General features: G+C 62.6%; 20 protein-coding genes and 1 riboswitch. Of the genes, 18 read left to right on the top strand and 2 right to left on the bottom strand.

Translation table 11 applies throughout. The annotated features are described in order from the left end of the window. Nucleotides 1–92: 92 nt before the first annotated feature. Genes MHI61_RS24380 through MHI61_RS24370 form a run of 3 tightly spaced genes read left to right on the top strand, consistent with a single transcriptional unit; the run spans nucleotide 93 to nucleotide 3,157 of the window. Nucleotides 93–620: a MarR family winged helix-turn-helix transcriptional regulator gene (locus MHI61_RS24380; RefSeq protein ID WP_239790905.1), complete on the top strand. Its 528-nt coding sequence runs from the start codon at nucleotides 93–95 to the stop codon at nucleotides 618–620. A 56-nt stretch (nucleotides 621–676) separates the two neighbouring features. Further along, entirely contained in the window at nucleotides 677–1,333 is a 657-nt protein-coding gene (locus MHI61_RS24375) for a thiamine diphosphokinase (RefSeq protein WP_239790904.1), read from the top strand. A 3-nt stretch (nucleotides 1,334–1,336) separates the two neighbouring features. Continuing rightward, nucleotides 1,337–3,157 (top strand): ABC-F family ATP-binding cassette domain-containing protein, encoded by a 1,821-nt coding sequence (locus tag MHI61_RS24370; protein ID WP_239790903.1) that lies wholly within the window; start codon nucleotides 1,337–1,339, stop codon nucleotides 3,155–3,157. 66 nt (nucleotides 3,158–3,223) lie between these two features. On the opposite strand, the gene MHI61_RS24365 is transcribed toward MHI61_RS24370, so the two are convergent. Beyond that, the gene (locus tag MHI61_RS24365) at nucleotides 3,224–5,074 is read right to left on the bottom strand and encodes an ABC transporter ATP-binding protein/permease (RefSeq protein WP_239790902.1); all 1,851 of its coding nucleotides are present in this window, start codon (nucleotides 5,072–5,074) and stop codon (nucleotides 3,224–3,226) included. A 155-nt stretch (nucleotides 5,075–5,229) separates the two neighbouring features. Further along, nucleotides 5,230–5,307: riboswitch (SAM riboswitch) on the top strand. A 49-nt stretch (nucleotides 5,308–5,356) separates the two neighbouring features. Here MHI61_RS24365 and metA point away from each other — a divergent pair. The 6 genes from metA (at nucleotide 5,357) to MHI61_RS24335 (ending at nucleotide 11,249) form a co-directional block, all read left to right on the top strand. Further along, nucleotides 5,357–6,280, top strand: a complete 924-nt coding sequence (gene metA, locus MHI61_RS24360; protein ID WP_004674197.1) for a homoserine O-succinyltransferase — start codon at nucleotides 5,357–5,359, stop codon at nucleotides 6,278–6,280. 114 nt (nucleotides 6,281–6,394) lie between these two features. Continuing rightward, entirely contained in the window at nucleotides 6,395–7,417 is a 1,023-nt protein-coding gene (locus tag MHI61_RS24355; RefSeq protein WP_239790901.1) for an aldose epimerase family protein, read from the top strand. 133 nt (nucleotides 7,418–7,550) lie between these two features. Then, a complete protein-coding gene (locus tag MHI61_RS24350; protein ID WP_239790900.1) occupies nucleotides 7,551–8,324 on the top strand; it encodes a GntR family transcriptional regulator in 774 nt (257 codons plus the stop codon). Continuing rightward, nucleotides 8,321–9,352 (top strand): SIS domain-containing protein, encoded by a 1,032-nt coding sequence (locus tag MHI61_RS24345; RefSeq protein WP_239790899.1) that lies wholly within the window; start codon nucleotides 8,321–8,323, stop codon nucleotides 9,350–9,352. The genes MHI61_RS24350 and MHI61_RS24345 overlap by 4 nt, the downstream gene beginning before the upstream one ends. Beyond that, nucleotides 9,352–10,503, top strand: a complete 1,152-nt coding sequence (gene nagA / locus MHI61_RS24340) for an N-acetylglucosamine-6-phosphate deacetylase (RefSeq protein WP_239790898.1) — start codon at nucleotides 9,352–9,354, stop codon at nucleotides 10,501–10,503. The genes MHI61_RS24345 and nagA overlap by 1 nt, the downstream gene beginning before the upstream one ends. 17 nt (nucleotides 10,504–10,520) lie before the next feature. Next, nucleotides 10,521–11,249 carry an SIS domain-containing protein gene (locus tag MHI61_RS24335; RefSeq protein WP_097605852.1) on the top strand — a complete coding sequence of 243 codons (729 nt, stop codon included), beginning with the start codon at nucleotides 10,521–10,523 and terminating at the stop codon, nucleotides 11,247–11,249. A 59-nt stretch (nucleotides 11,250–11,308) separates the two neighbouring features. On the opposite strand, the gene efp is transcribed toward MHI61_RS24335, so the two are convergent. Continuing rightward, the gene (efp, locus tag MHI61_RS24330) at nucleotides 11,309–11,878 is read right to left on the bottom strand and encodes an elongation factor P (RefSeq protein ID WP_010031711.1); all 570 of its coding nucleotides are present in this window, start codon (nucleotides 11,876–11,878) and stop codon (nucleotides 11,309–11,311) included. 147 nt (nucleotides 11,879–12,025) lie between these two features. Between efp and epmA the strand changes: the two genes are divergently transcribed. The 9 genes from epmA to MHI61_RS24285 all read left to right on the top strand — a co-directional run bounded on the left by epmA (nucleotide 12,026) and on the right by MHI61_RS24285 (nucleotide 24,828). Further along, nucleotides 12,026–13,087: an EF-P lysine aminoacylase EpmA gene (gene epmA / locus MHI61_RS24325; protein ID WP_239790897.1), complete on the top strand. Its 1,062-nt coding sequence runs from the start codon at nucleotides 12,026–12,028 to the stop codon at nucleotides 13,085–13,087. Beyond that, nucleotides 13,084–14,133 (top strand): lysine-2,3-aminomutase-like protein, encoded by a 1,050-nt coding sequence (locus tag MHI61_RS24320; protein ID WP_239790896.1) that lies wholly within the window; start codon nucleotides 13,084–13,086, stop codon nucleotides 14,131–14,133. The genes epmA and MHI61_RS24320 overlap by 4 nt, the downstream gene beginning before the upstream one ends. A 262-nt stretch (nucleotides 14,134–14,395) precedes the next feature. Further along, a complete protein-coding gene (locus MHI61_RS24315) occupies nucleotides 14,396–14,647 on the top strand; it encodes an acyl carrier protein (protein ID WP_010031713.1) in 252 nt (83 codons plus the stop codon). Beyond that, a complete protein-coding gene (locus tag MHI61_RS24310; RefSeq protein ID WP_239790895.1) occupies nucleotides 14,647–15,828 on the top strand; it encodes an acyl-CoA dehydrogenase family protein in 1,182 nt (393 codons plus the stop codon). The genes MHI61_RS24315 and MHI61_RS24310 overlap by 1 nt, the downstream gene beginning before the upstream one ends. Nucleotides 15,829–15,833: 5 nt before the next feature. Beyond that, nucleotides 15,834–16,742 (top strand): amino acid--[acyl-carrier-protein] ligase, encoded by a 909-nt coding sequence (locus tag MHI61_RS24305; protein WP_239790894.1) that lies wholly within the window; start codon nucleotides 15,834–15,836, stop codon nucleotides 16,740–16,742. A gap of 8 nt (nucleotides 16,743–16,750) precedes the next feature. Further along, nucleotides 16,751–17,713: a DUF1839 family protein gene (locus MHI61_RS24300; RefSeq protein ID WP_239790893.1), complete on the top strand. Its 963-nt coding sequence runs from the start codon at nucleotides 16,751–16,753 to the stop codon at nucleotides 17,711–17,713. Between the two features lie 16 nt (nucleotides 17,714–17,729). Beyond that, nucleotides 17,730–20,210 (top strand): glycoside hydrolase family 2 protein, encoded by a 2,481-nt coding sequence (locus MHI61_RS24295; protein WP_239790892.1) that lies wholly within the window; start codon nucleotides 17,730–17,732, stop codon nucleotides 20,208–20,210. 45 nt (nucleotides 20,211–20,255) lie between these two features. Next, on the top strand, nucleotides 20,256–21,434 hold the full coding sequence (locus tag MHI61_RS24290; RefSeq protein WP_239790891.1) for a glycosyltransferase family 4 protein: 1,179 nt from the start codon (nucleotides 20,256–20,258) through the stop codon (nucleotides 21,432–21,434). A gap of 82 nt (nucleotides 21,435–21,516) precedes the next feature. Further along, the gene (locus tag MHI61_RS24285) at nucleotides 21,517–24,828 is read left to right on the top strand and encodes an oligosaccharide flippase family protein (RefSeq protein ID WP_239790890.1); all 3,312 of its coding nucleotides are present in this window, start codon (nucleotides 21,517–21,519) and stop codon (nucleotides 24,826–24,828) included. Nucleotides 24,829–24,837: the final 9 nt, after the last annotated feature.

Raw genomic sequence — 24,837 nt, 5'->3', positions numbered from 1 at the left:
GCTTTTTATGTGCTGTTAGCATATAATTGTCAATAGCACATTATTGACGTCGGCATATTCAGTTTCCGCTTCCGCTCTGTTATGGTGCCGTCATGAATGAAACTCTGACCAGCATCCTGTCCAACAGTCCGGCCGAGCCGGACGACGACAAAGTGCCTCTCATCGGCCGGAGCATGGCGCGCATGCGGCTGATGACAGGGCGGCGGCTGATCGGCCGGTTGGCGATCCAAAGCGCCGCACCGGGCCTCGAGCTTTCGCATCTCGATGTGCTCGATGCCGTGCGCAGGGCGCAGCCTGCCGGCGAGGTCACGGTCGGCCTGATCGCGGAGATGCTGCGCATCGATCCCTCACGGGCAAGCCGGGTGGTCGCCGACATGGTCGGACGCAACGTGCTGCGCCGCGAGGCGTCGCAGGCCGATGCGCGGCGGATCGTCGTCGTCATGACGGCGGCGGGCGAGGCCCTGCTTGCGGAGATCCGCGCGCAGAAATTCGCAATCATTTCTCAGATCGTCTCCGAGTGGCCTGAAGAGGATGTCGAACGTTTCGCGACGCTGTTCGATCGCTTTATCGGCGGTTACGAGGCGATCTTCTTATCGCGTGACAAGGATACGCCGGGTTGAGGTGATCCGCCGATCCTTCGGCCCTTCCCCTCGACCCCCCGTTTGCGCTAAGGGCAATGCCCATGAGCCAATCCACCTTCACCATTCTGCTCGGCGGCGAACTCAGCCTGACGGAGCGTCTGCGCCGTGCGATCGGCGGCAGCCGCTTCATCGCAGCCGATGGCGGCATGCGGTATGCGGCCGCACTCGGCGTGACGCCGGAGCTCTGGGTCGGCGATTTCGATTCGACGCCGGCCGATCTCGAAGAGGCGTTTCCCGATGTGCCGAAACAGCCCTATCCCGTAGCGAAGGCGGCAACGGATGGCGAAATCGCGGTATCGGAAGCGATCGCCCGCGGTGCACGGCGGCTGATCCTCGCTGGCGCGCTCGGCGGCGAACGCTCCGATCATGCCCTTCAGCATTTGCTGTCGGCTGTCGGCCTGGCGGAGGCGGGTTTCGATGTGCTGCTGACTTCGGGCAAGGAGGAGGCAGTGCCGCTGATTGCCGGCACGATCGAACTCGATCTTCCCAAAGGCAGCCTGTTTTCCGTTCCCGGATTCGGCCCGCTGACCGGCCTTTCGATTGAAAATGCGCGTTATCCGCTCACAGATTTCCACCTGCCTTTCGGCTCGTCGCGCACCATTTCCAACGTGGCGGAAGGCAAGGTTCGTTTTTCGCTCAGCAGCGGCCGGGCGATCGTGCTTGCCCGACCTTATGATCTTTCCGGAGTCTGATTTTTGGCCCCTCCCATTCTGAAACTCGACGATATCTTCCTGAGCTTCGGCGGCGCGCCGCTTCTGGCGGGCGCTTCGCTGCAGGTTGAGCCCGGCGACAAGATCTGTCTCGTCGGCCGCAACGGCTCGGGAAAATCGACGCTGCTGAAGATTGCCGCCGGCCTAGTCGAGGCGCAGTCCGGCGAGGTCTTCCGCCACCCCTCTTCGACGGTGCGTTACCTCGAACAGGCGCCGGATTTTGCCGGCTTCGGCACGGTGCAGGCCTATGCGGAAGCCGGGCTTGGGCCGGGCGACGACCCCTATCGCGTCACCTATCTGCTGTCGCATCTCGGACTGACCGGCGAGGAAGACCCGAACACCCTTTCCGGCGGCGAATCGCGCCGTGCCGCCCTTGCCCGCGTCCTGGCGCCGGAACCTGACATTCTCCTGCTTGACGAGCCGACCAACCACCTCGATCTGCCGACGATCGAATGGCTGGAAGGCGAACTGCAGAAGACGCGCAGCGCGCTGGTTCTGATCTCGCACGACCGGCGATTCCTCGAAAAGGTTTCGACCGCAACCGTCTGGCTCGACCGCGGCAGCTCGCGCCGCCTCGACAGGGGGTTTGCGCATTTCGAAGCCTGGCGCGACCAGGTCCTGGAGGCCGAGGAGCTGGAACAGCACAAGCTCGGCAAGGCGATCGAGCGCGAGGAACACTGGCTGCGCTACGGCGTCACGGCGCGGCGCAAGCGCAATATGCGCCGCCTCGGCGAACTGCAGACGATGCGTTCGCAGTATCGCGGCCATAAGGGACCGCAGGGCACGGTGCAGGCGACGGTTTCAGATGCCCAGGAATCCGGCAAGCTGGTGATCGAGGCCGACAAGATCACCAAGAGTTTCGGCGAGCGGGCCATCGTCACGCCCTTCTCCATCCGCGTGCATCGCGGCGATTGCATTGGCTTGGTTGGGCCAAACGGCGCCGGCAAGACGACATTGCTGAAAATGCTGACCGGGCTGCTTGCCCCGGATAGCGGCACGATAAAGCTCGGCACCAATCTGGAGATCGCGACACTCGACCAGAAGCGCGAGGATCTCGATCCCGAGGATACGCTTGCAAACTACCTGACGGACGGGCGCGGCGAAAACCTGATCGTCAACGGCGAGCAACGGCATGTCACTGGCTACATGAAGGAGTTCCTGTTTCAGCCGGAACAGGCGCGGACGCCGATCAGGAGCCTCTCCGGCGGCGAGCGCGCCCGGCTGATGCTGGCCCGCATCCTGTCACGCCCTGCAAACCTCCTGATCCTCGACGAGCCGACCAACGATCTCGATATCGAGACGCTCGACCTCCTGCAGGAAATCGTCGCCGGCTTTCCCGGCACCGTCATTCTCGTCAGCCACGACCGCGATTTCCTCGACCGCACCGTGACCTCGACGATCGCGCCCGCCGTGCCGGATGCGCCAGACGGCCGCTGGATCGAATATGCGGGCGGCTATTCGGATATGCTAGCCCAGCGCAAGGGCGCGCTTGAAGAGCGTAAGAAGGCCGAGAAGACGGCGGAGAGGCCGAAAACCCAGGAGACGGCGCCTGCCACGGGAAGCGCGAAGGGCAAGCTCTCCTTCAAGCAGAAATTCGCGCTGGAAACCCTGCCGAAGGAGATGGCGAAAGCCGAAGCCGAGATTGCCAAGCGCGAAGTTGTGATGGCTGATCCCAATCTCTTCACGCGTGATCCCGCTGCCTTCAACCGGCTTGCCGTCGAGATGGAGAAACTGCGCGCCAGCCTCACGAAGATGGAAGAGGAGTGGCTGGAGCTCGAAATGCTGCGGGAAGAGCTGGAGGGCTGACTTTCGCAACTCAGCCGCTCGCGTCATCCATGTAACCAGAGTACCGGCCGGACGGCCGGAGCGGCGCTAAAGCGCCGGGGCAGGGACGGCGGCGGCGCCCGTACTGGCGCCCGTCTGGGCGACCTGCGGCTGCGGCTCTTCGGATTTTGACGGCAGCGCCTGCAGATGCAGGACGCGCGGCTGCAGCACCTCGAGATAGGCTTCGGAGCGGCCGATATAGATCATGCCGGTTTCGGGCATGGAGGTCAGCAGCTTTGCCATCGTTGCTTGCCACTCCGGCTCCATGCCCTCGAGCACTTCGTCGAAGATGATCCAGCGCGGACGTACGAGCAACAGGCGGGCGAAACCGATCGCCTTCTGTTCGTCGCTGTCGAGCAGCTTGTCCCAGCGGGCGCGGGTATCGAGCCTTGTGATCAGCGAATGCAGACCGGCCTTGTCGAGGGCGGCCTCGACGGCGGCTTTCTCGTAAGCATCGGAGCTTTCGGGGAAGGCCAGCGCCTCGCGCAGCGTGCCGCCCGGAACATAGGCGATCTGCGGCACGAACAGCATATCGTCGACCGGCGGCAGACCCATCGTGCCGCTGCCGCACGGCCAGAGGCCGGCCATGGCCTGGAACAGCAGCTTGCGATTGACGCTATGATCGCCGTTGATCATGATTTTTTCGCCGGCCTTGATCACGACATCGGTTTCGCGCAGGCGGAAACCCCCGCATTCGTCGATATCTTCACCGATCTTGGCGTTGATCACTACATCCTTCAGCGTCAGCGTGTCGGGTGCGGTATTTTCATAGGCGATGCTGTCCTTCAGGTCGTAGTCCTCGTCCATGTCGAGCAGCGCCTGGCGGAAATCGGTGACGCGCATCAGTGTGGCGCGCCATTCGGCGATCGGGCCGAAATTGGCGACATACCAGCGCAGCGCGGTGTTGACCTGGTTGAAGGCGCCGACCGACATCATCAGCTGGCCGAGGGTGAGGCCGCCGGAGAAATAGGCGGGCGCAGCGACAATGATCGGGATAACGATCACCAGCCAGCCGTAGCCGGCCGAAACCCAGGTGAGGTTGGTATTGGCCATGGCGAGCCGCTTGACGACCCTCAGCACCGAGCTGATATCGGTGTTGATGCGCCGGCGCTCGTTCTCCTCGCCGCGCGCGACGGTGATCGCCGGCATGTTCTCATTGGCATGCATCAGCGTGAAGCGAAGCTCGGCCTCTTTCGAGAAGCGGTCGGCATTGAGCTTGACCAGTTTGCGGCCGACGACCTGGCTCAGCACCGAGGCGGAGGCGGCGTAAAAGATTGCGGCCCAGACCATGTAGCCCGGAATGGAGAAGCTGTGGCCGTTGATGTGGAAGATGAAGCCACTGGAAAGCTGCCAGAGCACGCCGATGAAGCTCACCAGAAGAATGGTCGACTGCAGCAGGCCGAGAACGAGCCCCGTCGTGCTTTCGGCGAGATTGCGGGAGTCCTCGTGCAGCCGCTGATCCGGGTTGACGCCGATCAGACCGCTGGAGGCGAGCCGCAGCGCCCGCTTGCGCTTCAGCCACTGGTCGACGAGATCGCGCGACAGGCCTTCGCGCATATAAAGCGCGGTCATCTGATTGAGCCAAGCCTGCAGCACGTTGAGCAGCAGCAGCGTGCCGGCGATCATCGCGAAGATTTCGAGCTGGTGGAAAAATTCGCCGAGGTCTCGGCGCTCGAGCGAATCGTAGAAGGGGGCGTTCCATTCATTGAGAATGACCTGGCCATAAGACGTCGCCAGGATGACGAGGATCAGCACGGTCGCCAGAAACAGCACCTTGCCACGCACTTCAGAATTCCAGAATGCTGAGAACATCACCCCGAGGCGATAAGTCAGGCTGAAATCATACCCTACTCCATCCTGCCTGCGGATACCCGGCCTCCCCTTGGTCTTATCTGCCATCACGCTTTTCCAACACCGCCCATACTGTCATTATTAGCATGGTGGCGTTACCGGTCTATCAACAGATTCTATCAGTCATTAAACTGTGATGAGGCTTGCCTGAGTCGCCGCTGCATGCATTCGGCAGTTGATTCGTCGCGCAACTGGGGCTAATTAAGGCATTCCGTGGTGATTTGGCCGGCCGGCTTGCAGCCACGTTAAAAAAGTCGCTAAAGGGCCGCGTGCGGACCGGTAGCGATTTTTTGTCGCCGCCGGTTTTTTATTTTTGATCGAGTGACCGCAATGCCCATCAAGATCCCCGATACGCTGCCCGCTTTCGAAACCCTCGTCCAGGAGGGTGTACGGGTAATGACCGAGACGATGGCGATCCGACAGGACATCCGCCCGTTGCAGATCGGGCTGCTCAATCTCATGCCCAACAAGATCAAGACCGAACTGCAGATGGCCCGCCTGGTCGGCGCCTCGCCGCTGCAGGTGGAGCTGTCGCTGATCCGCATCGGCGGGCACAAGGCGAAGAATACTTCCGAAGATCACCTGCTTGCCTTCTACCAGACCTGGGAGGAGGTAAAGCAGCGCAAATTCGACGGCTTCATCATCACCGGCGCGCCGATCGAACTCCTGCCCTATGAAGACGTCACCTATTGGAAAGAGATGCAGGAGATTCTCGACTGGACCGAAACCAATGTCCATTCGACGATGAACGTCTGCTGGGGCGCCATGGCGGCGATCTATCATTTCCACGGCGTTCCGAAATACGAGCTGAAGGAGAAGGCCTTCGGCGTCTACCGCCACCGGAACCTGAAGCCTTCCTCGATCTATCTCAACGGCTTTTCCGATAATTTCGAAGTGCCGGTGTCGCGCTGGACGGAGGTGCGGCGCGCCGACATCGAGAAATCCGACAGCCTGGAAATTCTGATGGAATCGAGCGAGATGGGCGTCTGCCTCGTGCATGAGAAAAGGGGCCGGCGACTCTACATGTTCAATCATGTCGAATATGATTCAACCTCGCTCTCGGACGAGTATTTCCGTGATGTCGACGCCGGCGTGCCGATCAAGATGCCGCACAATTACTTCCCGCATAACGATCCGGCGCTTGCGCCGCAGAACCGCTGGCGCAGCCACGCGCATCTCCTGTTCGGCAACTGGATCAACGAAATCTACCAGACGACGCCCTATGACGTTGAAGAGATCGGCATGGATCTCTGAGCGGATGAGCGGATGCCGCGGCATTTCTTTCTGTTCCGACCGGTTGCGGATTGAAGCAAATGCGGGCAGGTTCCGGTCCTGAACCCCAAGGATAGAACGGAACGGATGTCGATCATGTCGGAGAAGTTGGAGCGGGAAGTTTTCGGGCAGACGAAGGCGGGCGAAACGGTCTATCGCGTCGTCATCAAGGGCGGCGGGCTGACGGCCAAGATCATCAGCTGGGGCGCGGTCATCCAGGATCTGCGCCTTGACGGACATGACGCGCCGCTCTCGCTCGGCTTTGAGAAGTTCGACAGCTATCCGCTCTATTCGGCCTATTTCGGCGCGACGCCGGGCCGCTGCGCCAACCGGATCGGCGGCGGCAAATTCACGCTCGACGGCAAGGACTATCAGCTCGAGCCGAACGAAAACGGCGTCACGCATCTGCATGGCGGCAGCGACAATATCGCCAAACGCAACTGGACGATCGTCGAACATGACGTCGACCGCGTGGTGCTGAAGATCGTCGATCCCGATGGCCGCGCCGGCTATCCCGGCAATTGCACCATCCAGGCAACCTTCTGGGTGCACGGCAACGGCGAACTGTCGGTTACCTACGAATCGACCAGTGATCAGCCGACGCTCGCCAATGTCTGCCAGCACGCCTATTTCAATCTCGACGGCCGCGAGGATGCGCTTGGCCACGATATCATGATCGCCGCCGATCACTATCTGCCGACCGATGAGCGGCAGGTGCCGACCGGCGAGATTCGTTCCGTTGCCGGCACGGAATTCGACCTGCGCGAAATGACGCCGATGAAGCGTTTCGTCGGCAGCGAGCAGGTGCTGTACGACCATAATTTCTGCCTGTCAGCCGAACGCACCGCCAAGCGCAGCGTCGCGCTCGCCCGCAGCCTTTATTCCGGTATGTCGCTTGAGGTGCGCAGCACCGAGCCGGGCGTGCAGTTCTATGCCGGTTTCAAGCTGAATACCGGGGCGCCCGGCCTCGGTGGGCGCAAATACGGCCCCTTCGCCGGCTTCTGCCTGGAAACCCAGGTCTGGCCGGATGCCATCAATCACCAAGGTTTCCCGAATGCGGTGCTGCGCCCCGGCGAAGTGCTGCGCCAGGAGACGGATTATATCTTTACCAAGAGCTGAGCGTCCGCCGGAGGAACGCCTGTCAATTCGAGCGCTATGAAACCCTCTCCGGACACTCGCCGGGGAGGCTTTTTTCTATCGACATCCGATTGAGTCTTGCCGATTGGTTCTAAATAGGTTCTATTACCTGCCCATGGATAGAACCAGTCTGATAGGGGAACTGAATAGCCGCGGCCTGCGTGACGCGGGGCTGACCGGGCCGCTCTACAAGCGGCTGGCGCAGGCCCTGACCGGCCTTGTGCAAGAAGGCCTGCTGAAGCCTGGCGCAGCGCTTCCGGGCGAGCGCGACCTTGCCGAGGCCTTGAAGCTCGGCCGCGTCACCGTGCGCACCGCCTATCGCGATCTGATGGCGTCGGGCGTACTGGAATCGCGGCACGGAAGCGGTACTTTCGTATCGAGCAGAGTGGAGCGCATGGAACAGTCGCTCTGGCGGCTGTCCTCCTTCTCCGCCGACATGCGCTCGCGCGGGCGGCTGCCGGCCGCACGGATCTTGTCGCGGTCGGTCAACAGGCCGTCACCGGAGGAATCCTTCCTGCTCGGCCTCGGTGGCGACGAGTCGGTTCTGCGGCTCGACCGCTTGCGTCTTGCCGACGGCCTGCCGCTGGCGATCGAGCGCGCGGTGGTGCCGATCAAGTTCCTGGGCGACGATGCCGGCGGCGAAGGATCGCTTTACGATGCGCTGGCGGCCAACGGCCACAGGCCGGTGCGGGCGCTGCAGCGGCTGACCGCGGTCACGCTCGACCCGTCCTCGGCCGCCATCCTGAACGTCAAATCAGGCGCGCCGGCGCTTCTGATCGAGCGCGTCTCGCGCCTGGAAGACCAGCGCGTCGTTGAATACACCCGCTCGCACTATCGCGGCGATGCCTATGATTTCGTTGCCGAATTGAGAATCGGAGATGACCTATGAGTGAGAACCAGTCGCTGATGCTGCAGGAAGCCGGCCAGTCGCCGGAGGTGGTAGCCACACTTCTCGAAAAGGAAAAGCCGGTCTTTGACGAGATCGCCCGGCTGTTTTCGTCCGCCCGCCCGAGCGTCGTGACGACGGCGGCGCGCGGTTCCTCGGATCACGCCGCCACCTTCTTCAAATATCTTTTCGAGATCACCTGCGGCGTTCCGGTTGCGTCCGTCGGTCCGTCGATCGCTTCCGTTTACGGCGCCGCGCTCCATCTGAAGGGCGGCGTGCATTTCACCGTCTCGCAATCGGGTGCAAGCCCCGATATCGTGGCGCTGCAGGAGGCGGCCAAGAAGGGCGGGGCGACGACGATCGCCGTCGTCAACGTCACCGACAGCCCGCTGGCGAAACAGGCCGATATCGTTCTCGGCCTGAATGCCGGCGCCGAAAAGAGCGTTGCGGCAACGAAGTCCTTCATCGCTTCCGTTGCCGCCCTTGCCGGCGTGACGGCTGCGATCGGCGGCGCGTTCGACCTGCAGACAGCGCTCGCCAAGCTGCCGGAGGCGCTTTCGGCAACCGCCGGGATCGATACGGCGGCAGCCGAAGAAGTGCTCTTCCATGCGACCTCGCTCTATACGGGCGGCCGCGGCCCGGCTTTCGCTATCGCGCTTGAAGCGGCGCTGAAGGCCAAGGAAACTGCCGGCCTGCATGCCGAAGCTTTCTCGCTGGCGGAACTGATGCACGGTCCGATGCGCCTGGTGCAGCCGGGCTTTCCAATCGTCGCCTTTGCGCCTGACGACGCGGCCTTCGCCAATAACGGCCAGGCGCTGGAGCGCCTGCAGAAGCTCGGCGCCACCACTGTCGGTTTCTCCACGCAGCCACTCTCTGGCCTCAATCTGCGGGTGCCGACGACGGGCAACGGTCTCGTCGATCCGCTGGTGTCGCTGCTCGTCTATTACCGGCTGATCGAGTCGGTGACGCGCCGCAAGGGCTTCGATCCGGACAAGCCGGCAAACCTGCTCAAGGTGACGGAGACGGTCTGATGGCCCGCAAGATCTTCATCGGCGCCCGTATTTTCCACGGCGAGCGCTTCCACGACGACAAGGCGCTGATCGTCGCCGACGGCCGGGTCGAAGCGATCGTTGCGACAAACGATCTGCCGGACGGCGAGACGGTGACGCTTGCCGGCGGCGTGCTTTCGGCCGGCTTCATCGATGCGCAGGTCAACGGCGGCGGCGGACGGATGCTGAACGACGAACCATCCGTCGCCTCGATGGAGATCATCGCCGGCGGGCATCGGCCCTACGGCACGACGTCGCTGCTGCCGACGCTGATCACGGATACGGCAGAGGCCTCCATTGCCGCGATCGAGGCCGCGATCGAGGCTGTCAAAGGCAACCGCGGCGTCGCAGGCCTGCATCTCGAAGGCCCGCATCTGGCGCCGGCGCGCAAAGGCGCGCACCTGGCCGAATTGATGCGGCCGGTGGAGGACCGCGACGTCAAGGCCTTCATCCGGGCGCGTGAGGCGATCGGCACGCTGCTCGTCACTATTGCCGCCGAACAGGTGACGGTTGCCCAGGTGCGCGAACTTGCCGAAGCCGGCGTCACCGTCAGCATCGGCCATTCCGATTGTTCGAGCGAGGCGGCGGAGGAACGTTTCGATGCCGGGGCGCGCGGCGTCACGCATCTCTTCAACGCGATGAGCCAGATGGGACATCGCGCCCCCGGCCTCGTCGGCGCGGCGATCGATCATCCCTCGACCTGGTGCGGCATCATTGCCGACGGCCATCACGTCGATCCGAAGGCTTTGCGCACGGCGCTGCGCGCCAAACGCGGCGAAGGCAAACTGTTCTTCGTCACCGACGCGATGTCGCTCGTCGGATCGGAAAAGGATTCGTTCACGCTGAACGGGCGCACCGTCCGGCGCGAAAAAGGCGGCTTCTGCTCGAAGCTGGTGCTGTCCGACGGCACGCTGGCCGGCTCCGACGTCGATATGATCTCGACGATCCGTTACGGCGTCGCTTATCTCGACTTGACGCTCGCCGAGGCCTTGCGCATGGCGACCCTCTATCCCGCGCGTTTCCTCAGACTTGCCGATCGCGGCCATCTCTCGCCGGGCGCGCGCGCCGATCTCGTCCATCTTACCGATGAGCTGACTGTTACCGCCACCTGGCTCGCCGGCGAGGCGGCCTGACATCAAGGAGACGTGGCATGACTGATATCACCGATGCCTATTTCTCCAATCTGATCGGTCGACTGGAGACGCTGAAACAGGTACTTGCCGAGCCGATGGCGCAGGCAGCGTCGGTCATCCTCGATGCCGCCCGCGGCGACAAGCGCGTTTATGTCTTCGGCACCGGCCATTCGCACATGCTGGCGGAAGAGGTGCACTACCGCGCCGGCGGGCTTGCCTTCACCGTGCCGGTGCTTGTCGGGTCGGCAATGCTGCACGAGGGAGCGGTCATCAGCTCGGTCTATGAACGCACCCAGGGCCTCGTGCGGCCGATGCTGGAGCGCTACGGCATGCAGCCGGGCGACGTTATTATCATTGCCTCGAATTCCGGCGTGAACGCCGCGCCGATCGAGGCCGCCGACTATGCGCATGAAATCGGCGCCAAGGTGATCGCCATCACCTCGATCGCCTATTCCGCAGCGATCGCCAATGGCCGCCGGCGGCTCGCAGAAGTCGCCGATATCGTGCTCGACAACGGGCTGCCTCCGGGTGATGCCGTTCTCGACCTCGCAGGCACAGGACTTCGGGTCGGCCCGGTCTCGACGGCGGTCGGGGTCACAGTCATCAATGCGATCTTTGCCGAAGTCGCCTCGGAGCTTTCCAAATCCGGCGATGCGCCGGTCTATCTCAGCGCCAACATGCCGGGGGCGGCCGAGATCAATCAGAAGCTGGTGAAGAAGTACAGGCCGCGCAATCCGCATCTCTGATATCGCGGATACAAAAAAGGCCGGTCTGAGCCGGCCTTTTGCGCGAGATGCAACCAGAATCAGTCCTTGGCGCGCTCGACGTAGGAATTGTCTTCGGTCGCGATGACGACGCGGGTGCCGGCATTGATGTGCGGCGGCACCATGGTGCGCACGCCGTTCGACAGCATGGCCGGCTTGTAGGAAGACGACGCCGTCTGGCCCTTGACGACCGGCTCGGTCTCGGTGATTTCGAGCGTGACGTGGCGCGGCAATTCGAGCGCCAGCGGAATGCCTTCATGGATCGACAGGATGCAGGACATGCCTTCCTGAAGGAAGGCCTTCTGGTCGCCCATGGTTTCGACGTCGACCACGACCTGGTCGTAGGTCGCCGGGTTCATGAAGTGGAAGCCTTCGCCGTCTTCATAGAGATACTGGAAGGAGACGTCTTCGACGAAGGCGCGCTCGACCTGTTCGGTGGTGCGCCAGCGCTCCGAGACCTTCACGCCGTCGACGATGCGGCGCATGTCGACCTGGGTGACCGGCGTGCCCTTGCCCGGATGAAAGTTCTGGGCAGTGAGGACGACGTAGAGCTTGCCGTCGACATCGAGAACGTTGCCCTTGCGGACCGAAGAGGCGATGACCTTGACCATAAGACTTCCTTGTAACTCGGCTTTCGGCGTCGTAGAGGACTGTCGAAACGCCCCGAAGACGCAAATGTTTTTCTTTGGGGGCGCAACTAACCTAAAATCCGGGAAATAGCCACCCCATACCGGCTTCTCCGGCGAAGAAAGCTTGGAATGAACTCTGCGGCCAAAGCGTCCCCCTGGTGGACCCCGTCCGTGCATGCCGATCGCCGCCCGTTCCTCATCGGGCGCAATGCGATCCAGGCGGCGTTGCGCGGGTTTTTCGCACGCGAGGATTTCATCGAGGTGGATACCGCGGTGCTGCAGATCTCGCCGGGCAACGAGGCGCACCTGCATGCCTTCGCGACGGAAGCGGTGACGACGGACGGGCAGAGGGCGCCGCTTTATCTGCACACCTCGCCGGAATTCGCCTGCAAGAAGCTGCTCGCAGCCGGTGAGCAACGCATCTCCTGCTTTGCCCATGTCTACCGCAATCGCGAGCACGGGCCGCTGCATCACCCGGAATTCACCATGCTCGAATGGTATCGGGCCGGCGAAAGCTATGAGAGCCTGATGATGGATTGCGTGCGCATTCTGGCGCTTGCGGCCGAGACGGCGAAGACTGACAGGCTTGTATATCGCGGTCGTGAGAGCGATCCCTTTGCGGGGCCGGAGCGGGTGAGCGTCGCCGAAGCGTTCGAGCGCCACGCCGGCATCGATCTTCTCGCCTCCGTCGCCGCCGACGGTTCGACCGATCGTGAGCATCTGGCAGCCGAGCTCAGACACGCTGGCATGCGTGTGGCCGAAGACGACGGCTGGGCCGATCTCTTCAGCCGGGTGCTTGTCGAGAAAATCGAGCCGCATCTCGGCTTCGGCCGCATCACCATCCTCGACGAATATCCGGTCTCGGAGGCGGCCCTTGCCCGCCCATCAGCCGGCGATCCGCGTGTTGCCGAGCGTTTCGAACTCTATGCCTGCGGCGTCGAGCTCGCCAACGGCTTCGGCGAGCTCACCAACGCCGCCGAACAAAAGCGGCGGTTCGAGATCGAGATGGCCGAGAAGATGCGGGTCTATGGCGAGACCTACCCGATCGACGAGGATTTCCTGGCGGCACTTTCGTCGATGCCCGAGGCAAGCGGCATTGCGCTCGGTTTCGACCGGCTGGTCATGCTGGCGACGGGCGCTTCGCGCATCGATCAGGTGCTCTGGGCACCGGTTGCGGAGTATGGGCGATGAACGTCGTCAAACCGCTCAAGAGCGTCGATGATCTTCTGCAGGCAGGGCTGGTCTTGCCCGGCGATCGTGCAATGCTCGACGAAGTGGCCGCGCGTTACGCGATCGCGCTGACGCCTGCCGTCACGAGGCTGATCGACCGCGATCCCGATGATCCGATCGCACGGCAATTCGTGCCCGACGCCGCCGAACTGACGGTCGCGCCCGAGGAACGCGCCGATCCGATCGGAGATCATGTCCACAGCCCCGTCGAAGGCATCGTTCACCGCTATCCCGATCGCGTATTGCTCAAAGCCGTGCATATCTGCCCGGTCTATTGCCGTTTCTGCTTCCGGCGCGAAATGGTGGGACCGCAGGGTCTCGGCACGCTCGATGCGGCGGCGATGCAGAAAGCCTTCGATTACATAGCCGGCCACCAGGAGATCTGGGAAGTCATCCTCACCGGCGGCGATCCGCTGGTACTTTCCGCGCGCCGGCTCCGCGACATCATGGAGGCGCTGTCGGCAATCGCGCATGTCAAGATCGTGCGCTTCCACACCCGCATTCCCGTGGTCGATCCCGAAAAGATCGATGCGGCGCTGATCGATGCCCTGAAGGCAAGCGGCAAGACGGTCTATGTGGCACTGCATGCCAACCATCCGAGGGAACTGACAAGCGAAGCGCGCGCGGCTTGCGCCCGCATGGTCGACGCCGGCATCGCCATGATCAGCCAGTCGGTACTGCTGAAGGGCGTCAATGACGATCCCGACGTGCTCGCCGAACTGATGAAGGCCTTCGTTGAGATCCGTGTCAAACCCTATTATCTGCACCATCCGGATCTCGCGCCCGGCACCGGCCATTTCAGATTGACGATCGACGAGGGGCAGCGGATCGTCGCGGCGCTGCGCGGACGGATTTCCGGGCTTTGTCAGCCGGCCTATATCCTCGATATCCCGGGCGGTCACGGCAAGGCCGTCATCAGCGAAAGCGTTGTCAGGGCAACAGGTGACGGATGTTACTCCGTCTCGGACTATCGCGGCGGCGATCATTCCTATCCCCCCGCCGGTTGACGCAAAATGGCGCTTTGCGTGTCATTTCTGTACTCGTCGCGTCGGAGAGTGCCGCAAGTTTCGTCGACGAAACTCTATTAAATTATTGATGTAGAATTGTTATTTTTACTCCAGCCGGGCCGATCGCTAAAATCCTAACTGTGAGTGCTAATCATATTTAACCCAACAAATTAGCGGAATGTTCTGTTTTCCGCACTAAAAGAACGCTCATGACAAGGCGATGAACGCCGGTTCGGGATCATGAGAATCTTGGAGTGATGGGATGAATACGACAATCCGCGACCTCGTAGCCAAATTCGGCAAGCTTCCGACGTCGATCGACCAGATCGCCGACGATGCCGATCTTTATGCAGCAGGTCTGACGTCCTTCGCTTCGGTGCAGCTGATGCTCGGCATTGAAGAGGCGTTCGACATCGAATTTCCCGACAATCTCCTGAACCGCAAATCCTTCGCGAGCATCTCGGCGATCGCTAAAACGGTCGATCTCATCCGGGACGGTCGGAAGGTCGCCTGATGAATTTCCCCGTCAAGATCATGCAGGACGGTCTTGTCGCAAGGGTGGCTCGCGTCGCCGAAATCGCGGCCAAACATGCCGATGCCGTTGACGCCGAGGGCCGTTTCCCACGGGAAGCCGTGGATGCCATGAAGGCCGAGAGGCTGCTCGGCATCCAGGTGCCGCACCATCTCGGCGGTGAATCGGCCTCGATCACCGAGATCGCCGAATTGTGCTCGATGCTCGGCCAGGCTTGCGCGGCGAGCGCCATGGTCTTCGCCATGCACCACATCAAGCTGTCGAGCCTTGTCGAACACGGCGCCGACAGCCAATGGCATTGCCATTTCATGCGCAGCATTGCTGCCGAGCAACTGCTGATCGCCTCCGCCACCACCGAGGGCGGAATCGGCGGAAACCTGCGCAACAGTATTTGCGCGGTCGAAATCGATGGGGATATCTGCCGCCTCGAAAAGGATGCGACCGTCATTTCCTACGGCTCGCATGCCGACGCCATTCTCATCACCTCGCGCGCCCACGCCCAGGCCGCCTCCTCCGATCAGGTGCTGACGGCCTTTCTCAAGGATCAGTACACGCTCGAAAAGACGCATGTCTGGAATACGCTCGGCATGCGCGGCACCTGTTCCGACGGTTTCCTCTTCAAAGGGCAAGCGCCGGCGCATCAGATTCTGCCGAAGCCTTTCGCGGAAATCGCCGCGCAATCCATGCTCGCTTCCTCGCACCTCCTGTGGAGCGGCGTCTGGTACGGGATTGCGGTCGACGCCGTTGCTCGCGCCCAGGCCTTCGTGCGTGCTGCTGCCCGCAAGGCCCCCGATGCCCAGCCGCCCGGCGCCCTGCGCCTTGCCGAGGTCTCGAACCTGCTGCAGATGGTGAAATCCAATGTGGTGGCCGGCCTGAAGGCCTATGAACATGCCAAGGCCGATCCCGACAGGCTGTCGTCGATGGGCTTTGCCGTGGCGATGAACAACGTCAAGATCGCCTCGTCGGAGACGATCCTGGAGATCGTCAACCATGCCATGCTGATCTGCGGCATCATGGGCTACAAGAACGGCACGCCCTTCAGCCTCGGACGCCATCTGCGCGACGCGCATTCCGCACAACTCATGATCTCGAACGACCGCATCCTCGGCAATACGTCGAGCATGCTTCTTGTCCACAAGCAGGACACTAGCCTACTGGGGTAACAGTCATGGATATGCAGACCTCGTTTCTCGACCGGCTTTTCGAAGCCGGCCTGCTGATCGACACGGGCATCGATGGACTCTATGGCCGCAGCGGCCAGTTCGAAGAGGTGATCGCTGCCTTCGAGCGCCTCATCGACAAGGTCGGCGGCGGCGACGGTGCGGAGGCCATGCGCTTTCCTCCAGGCATGAACCGCGCCTTCTTCGAAAAGAGCGGCTACATGAAGAGCTTCCCGCAGCTGGCCGGCACGGTGCACAGCTTCTGCGGTAGCGAACTTGACCATGTCAGCCTGCTGCAATGCATGGAAGTCGGCGAGGACTGGACCAAGGGGCAAGAGGCGACGGATATCGTGCTGACGCCGGCGGCCTGCTATCCGCTCTATCCGACGGTTGCCAAGCGCGGCAATCTGCCGAAGACCGGCGGCCTCTTCGACCTGCAATCCTATTGCTTCCGCCACGAGCCGTCGAAAGACCCGGCCCGCCAGCAGCTGTTCCGTATGCGCGAATATGTCTGCATGGGCACCGAGCAGCACGTCACCGATTTCCGCCAACGCTGGATGGATCGCGGCCTCGAGATGATGAAGGCCGTCGGCCTCGACGTGACGATCGATATTGCCAACGATCCGTTCTTCGGCCGCGCCGGCAAGATGCTCGCCAACAATCAGCGCGACCAGAACCTGAAGTTCGAACTGCTGATCCCGATCACCTCGACCGCCAATCCGACCGCCTGCATGAGCTTCAACTATCATCAGGATGCCTTCGGCGCGAAATGGGGCCTCAACCTCGAAGACGGCAGCGTTGCACACACGGCCTGTGTCGGCTTCGGGCTCGAGCGCATCGCGCTTGCCTTGTTCCACCATCACGGGCTCGACGTGAAGGAATGGCCGGCCAATGTGCGGAAAGCGCTGTGGGGCTGAGCTACTCGATGACATCGGTATTCCCGGGGATCAGCCCGGAAAGCTACCGGCAGCACGCGCTGCATTCCAGCGAGCGCGCCTGGCCGGAAACCAACTGCTACGTCGACCTGTGGATCGAAGTGCTCGCGACATCGGGGGCGGCACCCGAGGCGATGCTCGGTTTCACCCTGGCGCAGGATTTCGAAGGCGACCAGTTCACCTTCTTCAAGGTGCCGCTCGAGGATCTCGAAACGCTTTACGGCATCCGCGCGAGCGAGCTTGCCATCTATGACCGGGTCGAGCGGCATGTCGAGGTGCAGATCGCGCGGGGCCGCCTCTGCCTGATCGAGATGGATTCCTTCTACATGCCGGACACGCGCGGCACCGCCTACCGGCAGGAACACGGCAAGACGACGGTTGCGATCAACCGGCTGGACGTTGCGGCAAAGCGTGTCGAGTATTTCCACAATGCCGGCTATTTCCACCTCGAAGGCGAGGATTTCGACGGGCTGTTCCAGCTGCAGCTGACGGAGAACAACCCGCCGTTCCTGCCTTATACGGAATTTGCACGATTCCCGGAAAAGCCCGCCGACGAAGCACATCTGCGCGCGACCGCGCGTCGGCTTGCCGGGGTTCATTTCATCAGGCGTCCAGGACAGAACCCGATCCGCGCTTTCGCCGCCGTCTTTCCGCAACAGGTGGAAGCGGTGGCCGAGCGGCCGTTCGGCTTCTTTCACAAATATGCCTTCAATACGCTTCGTCAGGTCGGCGCCAATTTCGAACTGGCGGCCGATCACCTGGCGTGGCTCTCCGCGGATGAATTCGCAACGGCCGCCGAGCATGCCAGGCGCATTTCGGACGCAGCGAAATCCGTGCAGTTCCAGCTCGCCCGCGCCGTCGCCCGCCGGAAGTTTGAGCCGCTGCAGGCAGCTCTTGATCCGGCCGCCGATGCATGGGATTTGATGATGGCATCGCTTGCAGAGCGAATCTGAGGCCGGAGATCAGACCATGCGGGGGCGTTTGGCAAGCATCGGAGCCGAGGAAAGCGTGCTTTCCGAAGGCTGGAACCTGGTCCTGACGGAACCGGATGCCTGTGCGGTGCCGCACGACATTCCGCTCTCCGCGCGGTTCATTCCTGCACCCGTTCCCGGCACCGTCGCCGCCGCACTCGAAAGAGCCGGGCTCTTCGACCGGGAAAATCCGGAACCGCTGAACACGAAAGATGCCTGGTATCTCTGCCGCCTCTTCGATTCTGAGCCCGGCGAAGCGATCCTGCGTTTGGCGGGGCTTGCAACGCTGTGCCATGTGTTCCTGAACGGCCAGGAAATCCTCTTTTCCGAAAGCATGTTTACGGCGCACGAGATTCCGGTGACGCTTACGGGCGGCGACGAACTGGCGCTTTGTTTCCGTGCGCTCGGCCCGCGTCTGTCGGAGCCCGGCCCGCGCGCGCGCTGGCGGCCGCAGATGATCACCCCGGTGGGCCTCAGAAATTTCCGCACGACGCTGCTCGGCCATATGCCGGGCTGGTGCCCCGATATTCATGCGGTCGGCCCGTGGCGACCGATTTCGCTGCTGCGCCGCAATCCCATCTCGATCGACAATGTCTCCATTCGCGCCGTCCTGGAGGAGAGTGGCGTCGGCCGGCTGAGCGTTTCCCTGCACAACAATGCCGACAACCCTTCGATGCTGCTGCACTGCGGTGGCATGGAACAGCCGTTCGAGAAGGTTGGCGATAATCATTACTCGGCTATCCTCAAGCTTGCCGACATCGAGCCCTGGTGGCCGCACACGCATGGCGCTCCACGTCTTTACGAACTGACGCTGGTTTCTGACGGCGCCGAGTACTCGCTCGGCAGCACCGGCTTCCGGCGTATCGAGGTCGAGCGCGGCGATGACGGCGACGACTTCGCGATTCTCATCAATGGCGAGCGCGTCTTTTGCCGCGGCGCGGTGTGGACGACGGCGGATATCGCGCGCTTGCCAGGCCGACGGGCGGACTACGAGCCGTTCCTGCGTCTTGCCACCGACGCCGGCATGAACATGATCCGCATCAGCGGCACCATGGCCTATGAGACGCCGGATTTCTTTGCGCTCTGCGACGAGCTCGGCCTGCTCGTATGGCAGGACTTCATGTTCGCCAATTTTGACTATCCGCGCAACGACAAGTCTTTTCTCGGTCACGTGCATGCCGAGGTCGAGGAATTCCTGCACGGCGTCCAGGCCTCGCCTTCGCTCGCGGTGCTTTGCGGCGGCAGCGAGATCCACCAGCAAGCGGCGATGCTCGGCCTGCCGATGGAATTCTGGAGCGGGCCGATCACCGATGAGATCATCCCGGCCGTCATCGCGCGCATGCGTCCCGACGTGCCCTATGTCCCGAATTCTCCCTATGGCGGCGCAATGCCTTTTTCGCCGAATGCCGGTATCGCGCATTATTACGGCGTCGGCGCCTATATGCGGCCGATTGCCGACGCCCGCCGTGCCGAGGTGCGGTTTGCCTCCGAAAGCCTCGCCTTCGCGCATGTGCCGCAGCAAAGGACGCTGCATCGTCATCTCGACGTGCCCGCCGTCCACAGCCCGCTCTGGAAGGTGCGCGTGCCGCGCGACCGCAGCGCGTCGTGGGATTTCGAGGACGTTCGCGACTTCTATCTGGAGCTGCTTTACGGCTGCGATCCGGCCCGGTTGCGCCGCGAGGATCCGGAACATTATCTCGATCTCTCCCGCGCCGTCACCGGCGAGGTACTCGAGGAAACCTTTGCCGAATGGCGGCGCAAGGGCTCCGGCTGCAGCGGCGCGCTCGTCTGGACGCTGCAGGACCTGTTGCCCGGCCCCGGCTGGGGGGTGATCGATTCAACCGGCGAGCCCAAGCCGGTCTGGTATGCGATGCGCCGCGCATTCCGGCCGGTTCAGACTGTCTTTACCGATGAGGGAACCAACGGCCTCGATGTGCATGTCGTCAACGAGACGGACGCCGCACTCGACGTGGAGCTCGAAGTCTTCTGCCTGCGCGACGGCAAGCAGCAGGTCGTCAGCGGCAATACCGGCTTCACGCTGGCGGCAAGGAGCGTGGAACGTTTTGCGGCCACCGCGCTGTTCGGCGCCTTCTTCGATACGACCTATGCCTTCCGCTTCGGCCCGCCGGCGCATGATGTGGGCGTGGCGCGACTGCGCTCGCTCGCCGACGGCGCCGTTCTTGCTGAAAGCTTCCACTTCCCCGTAGGACGCGGCAAAGCGCTTCACGATGCGGGCATTGAGGCATCGCTCGGCAAGGTCGGCGACGATTGGTTCGTCGATCTCAGGACAGACCGGCTGGCGCAATCGGTGCATATCGACGTCGAAGGCTATCGGGCCGACGACGATTGGTTCCATCTGGCCCCCGGCGCGATGCGGCGCGTGAAGCTCCACGCGCTCTCCGGCACGGAAAGCGATCTTCCACCTGCGGGCGAGATCAGAAGTCTGGGCAGTTCACATCGCGTCATGCTCCAGGGCTGATGCTTCCGCCAAAATAATGCCGACGCATTGAGAAAGACCCGTGATTTGAGAACGATATACCGCTTTCTGCGCGCCCATGTCCTGCAGCGGCTGATTCCGCGGTCGCGTCTGGCCTTCAATCCGCGCAGGCCGGTGGAAATCGTCGGCTATCTCTCGATGGCCGTCGGCGTCGGCGAATCGGCAAGGCTCTGCGCCGGGGCTCTGTCGGAGGCCGGGCGGGCGATTTCACTCTCCGACGTCAGCACCCATCCCGACGAGCATTCCTTCGCCGGCTGGACGCCGTTGCCTCTCTCCACCGAATCGCCGGGAAGCCGTATCTGGCATCTCAATCCGCCGATGCTGCCGCGCGCTATCCTGAAGAAGGGCGTCGCGAATTTCACCCGCGCCTTCAACATCGGCTATTTCGCCTGGGAGCTCGAAGTCGTGCCGGCGGAATGGCGCAATGCAATGCATTATATGAACGCCGTCTTCGTGCCGTCGGAATTCACCCGGCGGGCGATCGCGCCGCTGACCAAGGCGCCCGTCATCGTCGTTCCACATCCGGTTACCGACGCGCCGGCGACCGAAGGCATGCGGCAGAAGTTCGGTATCGAGAAGGACGCCTTTCTCGTCAGCTTCATCTTCAGCGCCGGCTCCTCGATCAACCGGAAGAATCCGCAGGCCGTGATCAAGGCTTTCAGGATATTTGCCGCCGAAGCCCCAAGTGCCGTCCTGCTGATGAAGGCCAGCGGCGATGTGAACAAGGACGAAGGCCTGCGCGAGCTGGTTGCCTCGGTTGCGGGCGACAGCCGGATCAGGATCGTCACCGACAGGCTGTCGAACGCCGATATCAATGGCCTCATCAGCTCTTCCGACGCCTATCTTTCGCTGCATCGTTCCGAGGGTTTCGGGCTGACGGTTGCCGAGGCGATCATGCAGCGTACGCCCGTTATCTCAACCGCATGGTCGGGCACGGCGGATTTCTGCGATCCGGACAATACATGGCTGGTCGACTCTCCCCTCATTCCGGTGGTCGATACTCATCCGGAATTTGTCGGGCTCGCGGGCGCGGTCTGGGCGGATCCCTCTCCTGATGCGGCGGCCGCGCACCTGCAAGACATCTTCCGCGCACCCGAGCGTGCACGAGAGAAGGCTGAGAAGGCGCGGGAGCTCCTGCTGCGATACCTCGCGGAAAACAGCTATGAGAAGGCGCTTCAGACGCTGGCGGCGATGCAGGCGAGCTAAGGTGCCACTCTGCTTTATTTTAACATTTTCGCATTAGAGATGGCGGGTATCAGGCCTTAGGCCGAGCCTGGCGGATGGACGGATGTCGAAGGGTATTATCGCAAATTCGGTGATGAATGCGGCGGCAGGCATGCTGCTGTTGCTGACGGGCTTCGTCTCCTCGATCATCACGGCGCGGCTGCTTGGGCCGGAGGCCAATGGCATCGTCGCCTTCTCGCTGTGGCTGGTGATGACAGGCGCCTCGATCGCGGAGCTCGGCTCCAGCATCACGCTCCTGAAGACCATGCCGCAGCTTTCGGCGGAAGGTTATGACGAGCGCCGCCGGCGAGGATTTGCCGCCATCCTCGTCAGCTTCATGATGTTTTCGACCATCGCGCTGCTGGCGCTTTACGCCCTGTTCTTCCTGACCTCCGAGGAGATGCACTGGGCAGAGACCGCGCCGTCCGTCGCTCTGGTCACGGGCGCGCTGTTTTTCGTCCAGGCGATCGGATCCTTCGTCAAATTCTACCTGATCGGGGAAAAGAAGCTTGGCGCCTTTTTTAAGCTGACGGTCGGCGTCTCGATCGTGCAGCTTGCCGGCGTTGCAGCCTGCGCCGTTTTCTATGGCGTCGAGGGGGTTCTCGTCGGTTATGCGCTCGGCCAGCTCGTGCTGTTTTTCGCCACACTGCCGATCCTGCTGGCGCGGCGCGACTGGTGCGGGGTCTCGCTGAAGTACCTCGCCTCGTCCTCCGTCATCCTGTCGATTCAGTTCATTATCGATTCCATCTTCCTCAACCGGCTCGAGCTGCTCTTCCTGCAGCAGTTCTGGTCGGTGGAGATGGTCGGTTACTACGCCGTCGGCCTGTCGATCGCCAATATCGCGCTGCAACTGCCGATTCAGATGACCGGCAGCCTGCTACCCTATTATTCCGAGCGGCGACATAACAGCGACGATTCGACCCTGCCGGTCGAGGTATTCGCCGCCGTCACGCGCAGCATGGCCTACATCGTATTGCCGATGAGCCTCGGACTTGCGGCGATCTCCAGCGAACTGGTGCTCGTGGTGTTCGGCGAAGCGTTCCGCCGCAGCGGCACGGTGGTGGCGCTGCTGGCGCTGGTGGCGCCCGCCTATACTTTCATGCAGATCCTCAGCCTCTACCTCCTATCGATGGACAGGGCCCGCTCCCGCCTGAATATCAGTGTGATAGGTGGCCTCGTGATGGTAGCGGGTTGTTTACTGATCATACCTAGGCTTGCAGCCGAGGGCGCCGCGCTGGTGCGCATCCTCGTCTTCGTTGCAATGTCGGTGATGATGATCAGACAGACAGGATTCGGATCTCAGCTATCGGGCCTCTACACGAGCCTGACGAAGGTGGCGCTCGCTGCCGTGCTTTGTGCCTGCGGGGCGATTTCGGCGCTGGAATTCATCCAGGGTCCGGCCGGCCTCGTTGCTGCAATCCTTGCCGGCACATTCTGCTATTTCGCCGCACTCCGCGTGCTGCGCGCCGTGCCGGCCGAAGATGTCGACGTCATGCGCGCCATTCTGGATAAGATGCCGTCATTGATCAAGCGGCCTGTGGGACACGCGATCAATTTCATCGCGCCGCGGCTTCCCGGCGACCCCGACCGCGCCAAGGTCGCGCCCGGCGAATTCTCGCTCGAACCGGCCGAGGGTGCGGGACGCAGCGCTGCCCTGCCTGTCGTCTTCGACGGTACGATCGGGCTGTTCATGCCTGAGAACCCTCTGGCGAAGAAACGTTCGGCCGCCGTCCTGTTCGTCAGCCCCTGGGGTTTCGAGGAGATGTGCAGCCGCAAGTTCTTCCGCGTTGCGGCCGAGCATTTCTCCGATATCGGCGTGCCGAGCCTGCGCTTCGACTATCGCGGCACCGGCGATGCGCTCGATTTCGACGCGCTGCCGGCGAGACTGGAAACCTGGGAAAATTCGATCCGCGCGGCGGCCGCCAAGCTTAAGTCGCTCACCGGCTGCGACCGTATCATCCTCATCGGTCAGGGCCTCGGCGCAACGCTTGCCCAACGCATCGGCTCTTCGATCGACGGCGTCGACAGCCTCGTCATGCTGGCGCCGGTGCTGAGCGGCCGGGCCTATCTGCGCGAACTCACCATGTGGTCGAAGATCATCGATGCCGATCTCGGCCTCGGCAAGGAACATGTCCAGACCGCCAAGGTGCAGATCGCCGGGCTCGTCATGCCCGAGGAGATCGCCGGCGAGCTCGCCAAGCTCAACATCGCCTCGCCGCAGGGATTGGCGGCGTCGCGCTATCTGATCCTCGAACGTCCCGCCAGGGCCGACGATACCGGCTTTGCCGACACACTGAAGGCGCTTGGCGCCGATGTCGAGCAGACAGTTTTCGAAGGCTATGACGAACTCGTCACCAATCCGCTCTTCGCCAAGACGCCGATGGCTGTCGTCGATCTGCTGACGACCTGGCTGGAGGGCGCCACGGTGGAAACATCCGCCGCCCCTTCGCCGGCAGAAATCGAGAATCCGCCGCTGGCCTTCGATGGGTTTGTCGAAATGCCGGTCCGCTTCGGAAGCCATGATCACCTGGTCGGCGTCGTCAGCCGACCGCCCGGCGAGATCAAGGGCAGTGCCGTGCTCTTCCTGTCGACGGCCTATGACCGGCACGCCGGCTGGGGGCGGACGACGGTCGATATGGCGCGCGAGCTTGCACGCCAGGGCGTGGTTTCGCTGCGCTTCGATTCCGCCAATGTCGGCGACAGTCCGCCGCGGCCTGATGCACCGGAGCAGGTGCTCTATTCCGATACGCAGACCGCCGATGCGGTCGCCGCGCTCGATCTGCTCGAAGGCGTCGCCGCCGGGCCGGTGATGGTGGCCGGCCGATGCAGTGGCGGCTATGTCGCCTTCCGCGCCGGCGTCGCCGACGAGCGGCTGAAGGCCGTCGTGTCGATCAATCCCTTCGTTTATTACTGGGATCCTGAGATACCGGTGCGTAAGGAACATGTTGTCTCCGTTCCCCGCAGCCTCGATGATTACGGCCAGCGCCTGGCGCGGCTCGATACGCTAAAGCGGCTGCTGCGCGGCCAGGTGGACGTCGTCGCTGCGCTGCAGAACATGGTCATCGCTGCCGGTCGTCGTCTGTCCCCATGGATCGCGCCGCTGCTCGAGCTGCTCCCCGACCGGCGCCACATCGCCCGCGAAGTCCGGCATTCCTTCGCTGAGTTCGGCAAGCGTAAGGTGCCGTTGACGCTGATCTACAGCGAAGGCGATGTCGGCCTCGACCACGTCTATTTCCACTTTGGACCACGCGGTGCCAAGCTCTCGCGTTATCCGAACGTGCGGCTGCTGATGCTGCCGGACGCCGATCACAATCTGACGCCGCCGCAATCACGCAGGTTCGTGCTCGATGAGATTATCCGTCTCGCCAAAGCGTGACGGGGATTT

Origin of the sequence: Rhizobium sp. K102, assembly GCF_022385315.1 — a bacterium.
GTDB classification, from domain to species: domain Bacteria; phylum Pseudomonadota; class Alphaproteobacteria; order Rhizobiales; family Rhizobiaceae; genus Rhizobium; species Rhizobium croatiense.
This window is presented reverse-complemented; position numbering and strand designations above follow the sequence as displayed.